General features: G+C 38.7%; 11 protein-coding genes and 3 tRNA genes. 9 read left to right on the top strand and 5 right to left on the bottom strand.

Annotated elements, in window-relative coordinates; translation table 11 throughout:
* Nucleotides 1-119: 119 nt before the first annotated feature.
* The 4 genes from ACRPLQ_RS11585 to ACRPLQ_RS11570 all read left to right on the top strand — a co-directional run bounded on the left by ACRPLQ_RS11585 (nt 120) and on the right by ACRPLQ_RS11570 (nt 2,009).
* Nucleotides 120-193, top strand: a tRNA-Trp gene (locus tag ACRPLQ_RS11585).
* Nucleotides 194-219: 26 nt separating this feature from the next.
* Nucleotides 220-301 (top strand) — tRNA-Leu (locus ACRPLQ_RS11580).
* A gap of 20 nt (nt 302-321) precedes the next feature.
* Nucleotides 322-393 (top strand) — tRNA-Gly (locus ACRPLQ_RS11575).
* 215 nt (nt 394-608) lie between these two features.
* Entirely contained in the window at nt 609-2,009 is a 1,401-nt protein-coding gene (locus ACRPLQ_RS11570) for a Na+/H+ antiporter NhaC family protein (protein ID WP_028413444.1), read from the top strand.
* Nucleotides 2,010-2,207: 198 nt separating this feature from the next.
* Here ACRPLQ_RS11570 and ACRPLQ_RS11565 read toward each other — a convergent pair whose 3' ends face one another.
* The 3 genes from ACRPLQ_RS11565 to ACRPLQ_RS11555 are packed head-to-tail and all read right to left on the bottom strand — an operon-like array spanning nt 2,208 to nt 6,164.
* Complete coding sequence (locus ACRPLQ_RS11565) at nt 2,208-3,308, bottom strand: GerAB/ArcD/ProY family transporter (RefSeq protein WP_034265878.1); 1,101 nt, start codon at nt 3,306-3,308, stop codon at nt 2,208-2,210.
* A 20-nt stretch (nt 3,309-3,328) separates the two neighbouring features.
* Complete coding sequence (locus ACRPLQ_RS11560) at nt 3,329-4,552, bottom strand: Ger(x)C family spore germination protein (RefSeq protein WP_432235997.1); 1,224 nt, start codon at nt 4,550-4,552, stop codon at nt 3,329-3,331.
* Nucleotides 4,542-6,164, bottom strand: coding sequence for a spore germination protein (locus ACRPLQ_RS11555; protein ID WP_033578911.1), 1,623 nt, complete (start codon nt 6,162-6,164; stop codon nt 4,542-4,544). The genes ACRPLQ_RS11560 and ACRPLQ_RS11555 overlap by 11 nt, the downstream gene beginning before the upstream one ends.
* Nucleotides 6,165-6,310: 146 nt before the next feature.
* Here ACRPLQ_RS11555 and ACRPLQ_RS11550 point away from each other — a divergent pair, with 146 nt between their 5' ends.
* The 3 genes from ACRPLQ_RS11550 to ACRPLQ_RS11540 all read left to right on the top strand — a co-directional run bounded on the left by ACRPLQ_RS11550 (nt 6,311) and on the right by ACRPLQ_RS11540 (nt 7,442).
* Entirely contained in the window at nt 6,311-6,535 is a 225-nt protein-coding gene (locus ACRPLQ_RS11550) for a hypothetical protein (protein ID WP_028413440.1), read from the top strand.
* Between the two features lie 82 nt (nt 6,536-6,617).
* The gene (locus ACRPLQ_RS11545) at nt 6,618-7,130 is read left to right on the top strand and encodes a GNAT family N-acetyltransferase (protein WP_154972902.1); all 513 of its coding nucleotides are present in this window, start codon (nt 6,618-6,620) and stop codon (nt 7,128-7,130) included.
* Between the two features lie 189 nt (nt 7,131-7,319).
* Entirely contained in the window at nt 7,320-7,442 is a 123-nt protein-coding gene (locus ACRPLQ_RS11540) for a YjcZ family sporulation protein (RefSeq protein WP_013056948.1), read from the top strand.
* A 73-nt stretch (nt 7,443-7,515) separates the two neighbouring features.
* Here ACRPLQ_RS11540 and ACRPLQ_RS11535 read toward each other — a convergent pair whose 3' ends face one another.
* Nucleotides 7,516-8,454 carry a VanW family protein gene (locus tag ACRPLQ_RS11535; RefSeq protein ID WP_432235996.1) on the bottom strand — a complete coding sequence of 313 codons (939 nt, stop codon included), beginning with the start codon at nt 8,452-8,454 and terminating at the stop codon, nt 7,516-7,518.
* Between the two features lie 178 nt (nt 8,455-8,632).
* Here ACRPLQ_RS11535 and ACRPLQ_RS11530 point away from each other — a divergent pair, with 178 nt between their 5' ends.
* Nucleotides 8,633-9,448: a hypothetical protein gene (locus ACRPLQ_RS11530; protein WP_432235995.1), complete on the top strand. Its 816-nt coding sequence runs from the start codon at nt 8,633-8,635 to the stop codon at nt 9,446-9,448.
* A gap of 187 nt (nt 9,449-9,635) precedes the next feature.
* A complete protein-coding gene (locus ACRPLQ_RS11525; protein ID WP_432235994.1) occupies nt 9,636-11,813 on the top strand; it encodes an FUSC family protein in 2,178 nt (725 codons plus the stop codon).
* 27 nt (nt 11,814-11,840) lie between these two features.
* Here ACRPLQ_RS11525 and ACRPLQ_RS11520 read toward each other — a convergent pair whose 3' ends face one another.
* Nucleotides 11,841-12,134, bottom strand: a complete 294-nt coding sequence (locus ACRPLQ_RS11520) for a hypothetical protein (RefSeq protein ID WP_025752303.1) — start codon at nt 12,132-12,134, stop codon at nt 11,841-11,843.
* Between the last annotated feature and the right edge of the window lie 40 nt (nt 12,135-12,174).

Below are 12,174 nucleotides of genomic sequence, written 5' to 3'. Positions count from 1 at the left end.
TTTTGAAGTCGCCAGTACTAGTCATGATTCATAAAAAGACCTATTGACGAAATTCCATATATGTTTTATTATAATATAGCGTCGTCAATAAACGAGGTTCTTTTGAAGAAATCATTTCTAGGGGCATAGTTTAAAGGTAGAACTACGGTCTCCAAAACCGTCAGTGTGGGTTCGATTCCTACTGCCCCTGCCATTTTGGAGTTATTTTTCAATTCACCCGCGGGTGTGGCGGAATTGGCAGACGCGCTAGACTTAGGATCTAGTGTCTTATGACGTGGGGGTTCAAGTCCCTTCACCCGCATCTTTACTTTTATATATTGCGCGGAAGTAGTTCAGTGGTAGAACACCACCTTGCCAAGGTGGGGGTCGCGAGTTCGAACCTCGTCTTCCGCTTCTTTTCAAAAGCAGTTTGCATGTGCAAACTGCTTTTTTTGTTGTAGAAATAAAGATTTTTACTATGCTGTTTTTAATTAGAAATAGTTTATTCAATCAGTGCTGCTTATACGTATTGTTTTCGTGAATATACACATATTATTGGGGTTACATTAAAAGCTAATGAACGATACGTGAAGACGTCTAATATGGTTTTTAAGATAGGGGAGAGTCCTATGGAATCTAGTTGGTTTTCAATTATACCGTTTTTAATTGTTATTCCAATAGCTATTTTCACCAAACAAGTGCTGCCAGGGTTGTTTTTAGGCTTATTAGTAGGCGCTTATTTGATTGATCATTCGATTGTCGGAGGTGTTGAAAAGTTACTTCACTACGTTGTACAAGCTCTTAGAAATAAAAGTAATATAGAAATCGTTGTCTTTTTATACGCGTTTTCAGGGCTTATCGGAATGATTAAGATGGCTGGAGGAGTTAAAGGTTTTGTGGAAACAGCTGCAGAAAGAATTGATACAAGAAAAAAAGCTCTTATTTTAACCTATGTTTCAACCATTGGAACATTCAGTGCTCCCACCTTTCGTTTTGTGACGATCGCGCCCATTATGAGAGCGCTGCTGAAAAAAGTGAAAATGACGACAGCAGAGCTAGGGTTTGTTATTGAAACAACTGCTACTCCTGTTATCGTCTTAATTCCCGTGGCAACGGCATTTGTAGGATATATGGTCTCAATCATTCAAATGGCAATTGATCATCAAGGCATAAAACAAGACGCTTATTCTTTGTTTATTCAAAGCATTCCTTATAATTTCTTTTCGATTGTGATTATTTTAGTAGGGATTTATTTCAGCTTTTTTCATCATTCAACGTCTACGGCTCCTATGAAGCTCGAGGAAGAAGACGAAAAAGATTGGCATGATTGTCATCCTTGCGTATCGAAGGATTTGCCTTCTAAGCCTTGGAATTTGTTAGTACCTTTACTTGTTGTGATTTCACTTACCTTACTTTTAACATGGTGGAGTGGACATCGTAAGAGTCACACCTTTTTTGAAGCATTTATTAAAGCAGACGTGTTAGAAGCGATGGTAGTAGCTTTAATTATGACTACGTTAATTACGCTCATTTTTTTCTTGTTTCAGCGCTTTACATTACAGAATTTGCTTAATGGTTTTATCACAGGAGGCAATGACTTGATGTCCGTTATTTTGTTGTTATCGGTAGTATGGGGATTATCCGCTGTGACAGAAGACTTAGGTTTTTCAAATTTCGTGACGGCACATTCTAAGTGGATTCCTCAAATGTTTGTCACTCCGTTCATGTTTATCTTTGGAGCCGCTATTTCTTACTTTATCGGATCTGCTTGGGGAACGTGGGGGATTTTAATGCCGCTTGGCGTATCGCTTGCAAGTTCTGCAGATCTTTCTTTGCCGTTAATTATCGGTGCGGTGTTTGCGAGCGGTTCCTTTGGAGCGTTTTCTTCACCTTTAAGCGACGATACGAATACCATCGCCAAAATATTAGATTTATCTGTTATTGAATATGCCAAGTATAAATTAAAGCCAGCTTTAATTGCAGCGGGAATAACAGTTGCTTTCTATCTTGTTGTATCTTTCTTATTTTGAATGAGAAAAATAGCCGTCTAGTATCAATTTTTCATTTTTTTTAATTTAAAGTATGCATACAGTCCTAATGACAGGCACACTAGCATGATACAAGTAAGCGGAAATAAGATGGTATTAACAAAATGATCATAAAACCATATATACACGCACATCACCTCGATAATTTTAACGCCATTTTTTCTATTTAGTAGAGATATACTATCTGTGCTGCTTCTTCCTATTTTTTAAAAAGGCGATAATCAGAAGCAGTAGGGGTACGATAGAAAATAGCGGCATATGCAAAAGAAATCTCGCTACGTGCAATCCTTCATAAAGGTGTTCTTGAAAATTACTAGCGATTGTAATCGACAAAAACAGCACAATGATACCTAAAGGATACGCTAGACGGGAAGGAGATTTAATTTTAAATAAAGTAGCTGTACCTATTATAGAAGCATAAAACAAGATGCTAACTTTGAAATAAATCCCAATCACCATAGCGAACATAAAAAATACATCTAGACGCTCTAAAAAATCAGCTACTTGGATCGTTTGGACAGTACTAAGAAGAGGGAACTGTGATCTTGTTGTCAGATCAACTCCAAGCACGCTAATGTTAATGATCATCGTAATAATTAGATTAATTCCGCTTAATCCCGTTGCGCATAGCATGGTCACACTTGCTTTTTTGGGGTTGCTTAAGTAAGGAAGAAGCATAGTAAATACAATAGCTTCTGTGAAAGGAAAATATAGCGTTTCGGTCAAAGCAACTTTGGCAACAGGAAGTATTCCTTCTTTTAATACCGGCTGCAAGTTCTTAAAATCAACTAATCCTGAGCTAATAATTAAGATGAAGCCTGCAATAGCTAGAAAATACATAAAAATAAACAGAAGCTCTCCTGATCTCGCTATCGCTTCAATTCCTTTTCGGGTTATATAGATAATGACCAGCATCAATAAGGCATTGGCAATAAATAAAGGCGTATCCGGATAAGCAAAAGTAAGAAGCATTTCTCCGAAATCTCTTAGAACTCGTGATGCATCGTATAAAAAATAGACAATATATACGAATGCAAGAAGTGTTCCCAGTGCCTTACCTAAAATTTTCTGCATGTATTCTGTAGGGAGGAGGTCCGGATAGTAGGAATAGAGCTTATGATAGACTAAGAAGAAAAAAAAGCTGCACAGCATTCCAATTAAAATAGCTAGCCATGCATCTTGCTTCGCTCTCATTGCAAGAGGAACTAATAAAGCGCTTCCCAGTTCGAATAATACCATGAGAATAAATAATTGAGTGGCGCTGATTTTTGCTTTTTCCATATAGCCAGAACCTCCTTTCTTCATTGTTGTTTTTCTTTTACGCTAGAGAGAAACGATTTATTGCGCAGACCCGTTCGGCGAATGTAAGCTTCTACTGTAACGTCTACATCTAATTTTGGAAAATAAACGTCATCCCATTCTGATTTGAATTTTTCCCACTGATTGGGCCGCGTACGTTCCAGTGCTTCTCCAAACCCAAAGATGTCAACTTTGTCTGTCTGAGCTTGTTTAATAGCTGTTTGTAATTCTTTTTTTATTTCTTTACCTGCAGCTTTTTCCATTTTTTTGATTACGGCAGGTTGACGGGTATCAACAGGGACCTCCACTTCTCCAAGATCGCCTTCTACGCGAGTGTGAACGGACACGTAAGGTTTTCCTTTTTTCATTTTTACAGATACATTCGTTTTTTGACGAACTGTTTGATAGGCAAGCGCTTCTTTTTTTCCTTTCCAATCTATATTAATATCCGTTCCTTGTATTTTATCAAGAATCCAAACGCTGCCTCTGGCTGGACTATTGTACAACCAGTCGATTAACTTTCCATTTTTAAAAACAGCAATGCCAGAAGCACGAAGGGTAGCTTCTGGTGCGCTTTGCTGGAGGTTATCTAATTTTTCTGCTTGTTGAGGATTTCCAACTAAACGAAAACCCGAGACTAGTGCTTCTCCTCCGGGAGATTCGAGAGACCTCATCACTTCTTGAAAGGAAACCTTTAGATTTTCTCCCCATTTTCTTTGAGTGAACTCCAGCGTTTTCATAATTTTGTTTGCTGGAATTTTATCGACAGGCGTTAGTGCTTTTACCAAATCAGCAGCACTTGACTGGTGTGCGATGACTAGGGAAGTCGTAATTCGAAATTCAGGATCGCGATCAATAGAATCAATAAGAATGTTAATTCCTTCTTCACGCGCTAGTTTTTCTCCGATCACGACTAAGTTGGTATGGGCATAATAAAGTCTTCGGGAAATTCTAGCTGAAGCGCGTCTGCTTGCTTCAACTAAATTATCGCCAGAAGCAGAATAGATCGTAACAGGCGGACTTTGGGTACCGCCGCCCCCTTGTAAGCCAGCTACGTTTCCCGGGTTAATAATTTGAAAGGTAAGCTCATACCGTCCGTTTTTCGTTTTATCAATGCCCATTGCCGATACAAATGCAAGGTCTGTTAATTCTTTTTTACTCCAGCAGCTCGTAAGCAATACCATCATTATGGTCATTACCAGTAAAAATAAACTTTTACGTTTCATTTTGATCACCTTTTTCAAGTTCCTGGTTAATCATACCTCTTGAAGAAGGAGGCTCAGGCTTTTGATGTTTGCTTTGACGAACTTTGTTATCACTAATTAATTTAGGTCTTCTTCTCATCGTCCACCAAGGTAACCGCAGCAATGTATCTTCATTGCTTGCAGGAATAAAGGGTGCTAATGGGGTCATGTAAGGAACACCAAATGAACGTAAGCTGCATAGGTGTCCAACCCCCATTAAAAGAATAAGGATAATGCCATAGAAGCCGAATGTAGCCGCTCCCAGTATGAATAAAAAACGAATTAAACGCGCTGAAATAGCCATATCGAAAGACGGTGTGGCAAAGCTAGCAATGGCTGTAATCGATACGATAATAACCATAGCTGGTGAGACGATCCCCGCTTGAACTGCTGCTTGCCCAATAACAAGGGCTCCGACGATCGATACAGCAGAGCCGATAGCTTTTGGTAAACGAATCCCTGCTTCACGCAAAATTTCAAAGGTGACTTCCATAAAAAAAGCTTCCACGAACGCGGGAAATGGAACCGATTCTCGCTGTGCTGCAAGAGCTACAATAAGCGTTGTAGGTACCATCTCTTGATGAAATGTCGTAACCGCTACATATGTAGCAGGCGCGATAAGTGAAATCATAAACATAAACACCCGCAAAAGACGAATGGACGTCGCAATATCAAAGCGTGCGTAGTAATCTTCAGCCGATTGGAAAAATTGAATGAACAACGCTGGAGCAATAAGGACAAAAGGAGTTCCGTCCACAAAAATAGCAATTCTTCCTTCCAAAAGGTTACCCGCCACCACATCAGGTCTTTCTGTGTTGTAAATAGTGGGAAAAGGAGTGACTGTTTGATCTTCAATCAGCTGCTCAACATAACCTGATTCCAAAATACTATCAATATCAATGTTTTTTAATCGCTTTCGAATTTCTTTCACAACTTTATCGTTTGCGATGCCATGAATATACATAAGAGTGACATCCGTTTTAGTTACTCGGCCAATCTTCATCGACTCTAGCCATAAGTCGGGTGTTTTAATAATTCGGCGCACCATGGCTAAGTTTGTGCCAATAGACTCAGTAAAGGCACCTTTTGGTCCCCGCACTACCATTTGGGTAGTAGATTCTGAAATAGCACGCTTTTCACCGCCTTGTGTACTCACGCTGAGTACGCGGTTTATGCCGTCGACAATAAGAAGGCTATCGCCTGACATCAAAGAAGAAAGTAAATCATTCCAGTTGTCTGCAAACGATACGTTGCCGATTGTTACGATGTCTTCGGAAATTAACTCTAATGCATTTTTATCGTTTAGTTCGTTTTTTTCATTATCTTTCATCAGAGACTGCAGTAAGTAATCTTGAATAGCCTGATTATCTACAATCCCTTCTATGTAGACGATAGCAGCAGCTAAGCTATTATTGCTGCCTATTTTAAAATGACGAATCACAATATCTGAGCTGTTTCCAGTTTTCTCTTTAATTAAGGTAAGGTTCTCCGACAGCAGATTCTTAAGAGAAGAAGCTGTTTGTTCGCTGTTTGTTTGATCTGCCTGAGGTTCAAGCTTATTTTTAGATTTTTGATTTTTAAAAAACGAAGGCATAAATGAAAGCACCCTTACTATAGTTTTTATTAATTTGACCAAAAACCGTATAATTATGTAATTTTTAACAAAATATCTTTTGCATGACGGTAAATGAAAATGACGACCCTATGAGGTAAGTAACCATTAGGTAAGGAGTGAAAGGAATGAAAATTATTGGAGTTAGCCTGCTGCTATTTGGATCTGTGATTGCTCTTTCTGTAGGAATTGATCTTTTTCAAGGAGCGAACGTACTGCAGGCACTATACAATGCTTTAAGCCCGTTTCGTGTAATGGAAGTGGCCGAATTATTTGTCCTTTTTTCTCTTTTGTTCTTCTTTTTTGCAGAGTCACTTTACCTTGTTTTAAAGAAGCGTCAACAAAAGCACTAGTAACTTGGTGCAAAGAGGTTTTTATCTCTTCACTATCGAAACAAGCGTATAGAAAAATAGCTTTGAGATAGGGGAGAACCACATGAACATTGAGACTAGCAGACTACTAATACGCAAATTTAAATATGAAGATTGGCAAGATGTCTACACATATACATCTGATGCTAATGTCATGAAGTACATACCAGAAGGCGTTTTTAGTAAGGATGATGCGAAGAAATTTGTAAATGAAAATATGAAAGAAAACGTTAAAAATTTTCCAGTTGTATTAAAAAACGAAAAAATCCTAATTGGTCATATCGTCTTTTTTACCTATTTTGGGGACCATACTTATGAAATTGGCTGGGTATTTAATTCCCTCTATCATCAGAAAGGATATGCGTCAGAAGCGGCAAAAGCAATCGTGGACTATGGCTTTAATACAATGAAACTGCATCGGGTTATTGCTACTTGTCAACCTGAGAATACGTCTTCTTATCGTGTTATGGAGAAGATCGGGATGAGAAGAGAAGGGTATTTCAAAAAATGTATTCCAACTGAAAAAGGATGGTGGGATGAATATTATTACGCGATTTTAAAGGAAGAGTGGAAATGAGCTTTACTCTTACGGAATTACATTTTCCGAGTTGTAAAGACGAAAACAAGCCTAATTTTTAAAAAAATGAGCAGGACAGCAAACCAAAACGTCTAGGCAGACATACAATAACCTATCCATGAGAAACACCCCATGTTTGAACCTTCTTTGTTTTAGCAACAGAAAATTACGTTGAAAGGGAGTGCTTGTATGTCTAATGCTGGATGTGGATTTGGTTCTGGTTTCGCTTTATTAGTTGTATTATTTATTCTATTAGTAATTATCGGATGTAGTTGTTATAGCGGTGGTTATGGTGGCGGCTACGGCTGCTAATTATATCACTGAATAGCCTAAAGGATACCCTTTAGGCTTTTTTGTGTTCATTATAAAAAGCTGGAAGAGATGATTAATCAGCAGGCTCAGTATCAACATGCGATTCGATTTTTTTCTCTTTCGGCAATTGATCAATAGAAGCCCAAGGCACGCGGCGAGGCTTATATTCAATCGCATCAGTAGAGTAAACGGCCACGCTTACGACTCCCCCGTGTACCTGCGCTCGAATCAACAAAGGATCACTGTACGTATTTTTAAAATGAAAGTCAGGTCCATACCAGCTGACGGTAGCGTCTCGCCCAGGAGGTACGTAGGAAACACTGCGGCTGTGTGAGTAGCGCTGCGTAATCGTGACGCCAGCGTTATCGACGGCGTTAAATAAAGTAGAAGAAACTTGGCAAATTCCTCCTCCAACTCCTTCAGAATACTCTCCTTTTACAATGATTGGCGCACGCATATACCCTTTTGCTGCCGTTCTTTTTCCAACGGTTTGATTAAACGAGAAAACTTCCCCAGGAAATATGACGCTGCTGTCTAGTGATTCAGCTGCAAGAGAAATATTGTGAGAACGATTTTTATTATGAGGGTTAAATACCGTATGATAATGACCGATTTGCTTAATGCGAATCGTTGCAAGCAGCTCCTTATCCACGCGAGGCGGAACAGGAAGCGTCGGGATTTCTAAGGTTGACGTACCGCCGTTAAAAAAATAAGTATAAAATTTCTCCGCAAAATCTTTATGATATAGTTTGACACCCGCTTGCTCAGGAACAATTTGTCCGCTTTTATCAATGCGGGCATTTGTGGGCTCTCTATATGTTTTTTTATCCAATTCTTTTAGAAGAAGATTGTATCGATCATGATCAACCATGGGTACAGGAAGAAGAGGTACTGCCACTTTGTCTCGTTCAATCCGTTCAATTGGTTTACCGTCATGAGTAATAGATAGGTGGTCTTGTGTAGAAAGAGGTTGAATAAGCATTAAAAGTCCAACCATCCAAGTGAAATTCATATCATATACCTCGCTTTCACCTGTTAGTATGAATAAAATGAACCGTTTAATGTATAGGATTCACAAGCTCTTTTTTGTATTATTTTCCATGAGCTGAGCGTGTAAAAATTTCTATTTATAATTGTATGTGTACTTTCGCATATTACATAGAGAAACTACAAGGTAATGAGGGTAGACAATGATAAAATTAATGATTTTAGTCTTTATGCTTATTAGTTTTTTTTTGCATCCCCAAAAGATGAAAGCAGAAGAAAACCTTACGTACTTTCCGGTAAGCGACACAGGAAAAGTATTAAAATGGAAACGTGTAGAAACCTTACTGCCGAAGGGGAAAAAATTTAAAGTAATCGATGTAGAAACCGGTTTTTACTTTTATGTGCAGCGAAGAGCAGGCTCTCACCACGCAGATGTTCAGCCGCTTACACGTCAAGATACGAAAGTAATGAAGCACTTATATAATGGAAAATGGAGCTGGAACCGAAGAGCTGTTCTTATTCCATTTAAAGGCCAAATGCTTGCAGCTTCCATGAATGGAATGCCTCATGGAGCCGGTGCGCTTGACAATGGGTTCCCCGGTCATTTTTGCATTCATTTTGCAGGAAGTACGACTCACAAGTCTCAAAATGTGGATCCAGGTCATCAGTTAATGGTATTAAAAGCAGGAGGCAAGCTTGATGAATATGCATTAAAAGCTGAGCCGGCAGAAGTCGTCAATATGTTTTTAACAGGATTAAAGCAAGATGACGATGCCTTAATGCAGCCGGTTTTGCGCGTGAAGCAAGAGCATAAGCTATGGGCAAAGCTGCATAGTATCTCCACCATTTATTATAAAACGGACTTATTTCATGCAAAAAAGTATAAAACAAAAGAGAAAATCTCCGTAGATTGCCTTATTTATTACGAAAATAAAGGGGCTCACAAGACAACGATGGTTTTTACTTTAAAAAGAAATCCGTTAACAAACGGGTGGGAAATTTCTTCTCTTACACTGTAATGAACCATTATTTTTTAAAAACACATCTGACAGAAAACAGATGTGTTTTTAAGCATTTGTTTAGCTCTTTAGCCGTTTGCAATGTTATAGTGAAAAACATACTTACATACGATAGAAAAGAATTAAAAAGGGTATAAGTAATAATATTACTCTTTCTACAAAGAACTTTACAGCACGAAAGGAGAGGGTGTTTATTTTTTCATATTGGTTTAGCCGCTTAGTCGCTGCAGATCCTGGACGAAAAAGGTTCAAAACAGCTTCTAAAGCTACGATCAGTGTCATTACAGCTGTCGTTATTATGCTGATTGTATTAAAAGCAGCGGGAAGCTCTCAAATTACCGCTGCTATTTTATCGGGCGTAATCGGCCTGATGGGTATATTGGTTGTAAATGATGAAACAACAAAAGCAAAAAAAGTGACAACAGGATTAGTAGCAATTTCCAGCGCCGTTTCTCTTGGAATTGGCTCGTTTCTATCACGATATGGACAAGCAGAAAATGTTTTTCTCGTTCTATTGGTGTTTTTGTCTTTTTATTTACAGAAATTTGGTATTCGCTATTTCTCTCTGTCGATGGTAGCATTTATGTCGTTTTATTTTGCTTCTATTTTACACGTTACATTTTCTCAGCTGCCGTGGCTGTTAGCTGGCGTTGTAGTAGGAGCCTGCTGTGCATTTATCTATAATTTTGTTATTTTTAAAGACCGGCCTGCCAACGTACTGAGGTCTTCAATGAAATCATTTCATATTCAAGTAAATTTGGTGCTTGATTTAATTATTGAGTTAATTCAAAAGAAAAGGATTGAACCAGCTCAAATTAAACAATACAACCGCAATATTAAAAAACTAGCGGAGTATGCCCGTGTAGCATCAGAAGAGCTTGGAAATACAGATCCTCACGACATATGGCCTGGCGTAACAGCTGAGCAAATGCGCCTTTATGTATTTGATACAGTGATGCTGCTGCAGACATATTCTCCGGCGATTCGAAAGCTCAGTGAATTAAAGGCATTTAATCATTTTGATATTCAGCAGGTGCTGTTAAAGCTAGTGGAATCGATTCGCGAAGCAGAGGTATTAAATGAAAATCCTACTCATTCCTTAACAGATGCAGCTCAGCATCTGCAAGAGCTGCGCCAAAAATTAAGCGAACTCGAACCTCAAGACAAAAGGTATAAAGACTGGCTTTACTTAATACGCCGTATCGAAACGATATCAAATCATGTCATTGATGAAGCGTATGAGCTGCAGCAAGCAATTGTGAAGCAAGAAAAACAGCCTCAAAAAGAAGTGGAAGAACAAGAAGACGAAGAGGATAATGATGAAGAAAAGGGATTAAAACCATCTACAAAAAAGTCTATTCAAGCAGTCATCACTGCTGTTACGACCTTAATATTTGGTTCGTTTTTATCTCCATCGCACCAATATTGGGCGCTCTTAGCAGGCTATTTGGTGCTTCTCGGTACAGAAACGATAGGAAGTACGTTTGTAAAAGCCGTGCAGCGAAGCGTAGGCACGCTTTTAGGAGCAGCTGTGGGCTTTGTTGTCGCAAGCTTTGTTTCACCAGGAATACTTGAAGTAACGCTGCTTTTTATCTGTGTGTTTATGGCTTTTTATTTCTTTCCCATTACGTATTCGTTTATGAGCTTTTGGATTACGATGATGCTGGCCTTTATGTATGACATGCTTCTTGGCGGGGTTTCAGAGAGTTTATTACTGGCTCGCGTATTGGATACAGTCGTAGGAGTTGGAATTGGCTTAGCCGTATCTGCTCTTGTGTTTCCTAAAAGAACAAGAGATAAAATAACCGACACTTCAGTAGAATACGTAGCGGCTTTAAAAGAATTTGTTCACACCTATTTACATCGTTTTACGAAGCAGTACGCATTTGCCAATTTAGCTGATAAAGGAATGGAATTAGAAAAAAAGCTAAAACAGCTTCATGTCGATTCCGATCCTATTATCAAAGGTTTCGTTGGCCGTTCACGTCTTCAGCAATTTTTGACCGTTTTTACCGCCATTAATTATTACGCCAAGCATTTGGTAGCTTCTTCTACTAGAAACGAAGCTTTTTATAAGGAAGCAGAATTTCATGGCGTAGTAAAGGAAGTGGAAGAGAAAGTGGCAAGCAACTTCACTCAGCTTGAAAAAGCATTACGAGGAGAAAGAGGAACGTATGTATACACGCTTGAAGATGTAAGACAAAAGATTGAACAATCTTTAGATTATTTTGATACGTCCGTTCAATCAAGAAACTTACAGCATCTTCAGCTGCTCCACAACATCTATTACGTATGGAAAATCAATCAATCGGTTGTTCACCTAGCCAAAGATCTAGGAGCAGAAGAAATAAGTAGTGAAAGCTAAAAAACCAGCGAATACTTCGCTGGTTTTTTAGTCTGATGAGTAAGGAGACGTATCTTTTCTAATCGTTCTCCACGTTGTTTTAAGACCGGCATAGCTTCCAATTGCGGCGTATCCATAAAAATATCCCATAAATAATCCGGCAATAATATGATGAGGGTGACTGATAAATACTGAAAAAAGCACGCCGACAGCTAAAGCGATAGTCGGAACATACTGCTTTTTAGGATGAAAAAGCCATTTGATGAGCTGCGTCACGATTAATACGACAGGAACGCCAATGACTGCGTCCCAAAAGTTTGTATGAATTGTTGGGAAATCCATGTTTAAGCACCTCGTTAAATGTGTTGGATGTAAGATTATC

The organism is Priestia sp. TRN 1309 (assembly GCF_050846875.1).
In the GTDB taxonomy this organism is placed as follows: Bacteria; Bacillota; Bacilli; order Bacillales; family Bacillaceae_H; genus Priestia; species Priestia zanthoxyli.
The sequence above is the reverse complement of the archived record's forward strand: the minus strand, read 5'-3'. Positions and strand labels throughout refer to the sequence as shown.

Coding starts and splice junctions, on each gene's coding strand:
- ACRPLQ_RS11570 (WP_028413444.1), top strand. CDS start 609: ATGGAATCTAGTTGGTTTTCAATTATACCGTTTTTAATTGTTATTCCA.
- ACRPLQ_RS11565 (WP_034265878.1), bottom strand. CDS start 3,308: ATGGAAAAAGCAAAAATCAGCGCCACTCAATTATTTATTCTCATGGTA.
- ACRPLQ_RS11560 (WP_432235997.1), bottom strand. CDS start 4,552: ATGAAACGTAAAAGTTTATTTTTACTGGTAATGACCATAATGATGGTA.
- ACRPLQ_RS11555 (WP_033578911.1), bottom strand. CDS start 6,164: ATGCCTTCGTTTTTTAAAAATCAAAAATCTAAAAATAAGCTTGAACCT.
- ACRPLQ_RS11550 (WP_028413440.1), top strand. CDS start 6,311: ATGAAAATTATTGGAGTTAGCCTGCTGCTATTTGGATCTGTGATTGCT.
- ACRPLQ_RS11545 (WP_154972902.1), top strand. CDS start 6,618: ATGAACATTGAGACTAGCAGACTACTAATACGCAAATTTAAATATGAA.
- ACRPLQ_RS11540 (WP_013056948.1), top strand. CDS start 7,320: ATGTCTAATGCTGGATGTGGATTTGGTTCTGGTTTCGCTTTATTAGTT.
- ACRPLQ_RS11535 (WP_432235996.1), bottom strand. CDS start 8,454: ATGAATTTCACTTGGATGGTTGGACTTTTAATGCTTATTCAACCTCTT.
- ACRPLQ_RS11530 (WP_432235995.1), top strand. CDS start 8,633: ATGATAAAATTAATGATTTTAGTCTTTATGCTTATTAGTTTTTTTTTG.
- ACRPLQ_RS11520 (WP_025752303.1), bottom strand. CDS start 12,134: ATGGATTTCCCAACAATTCATACAAACTTTTGGGACGCAGTCATTGGC.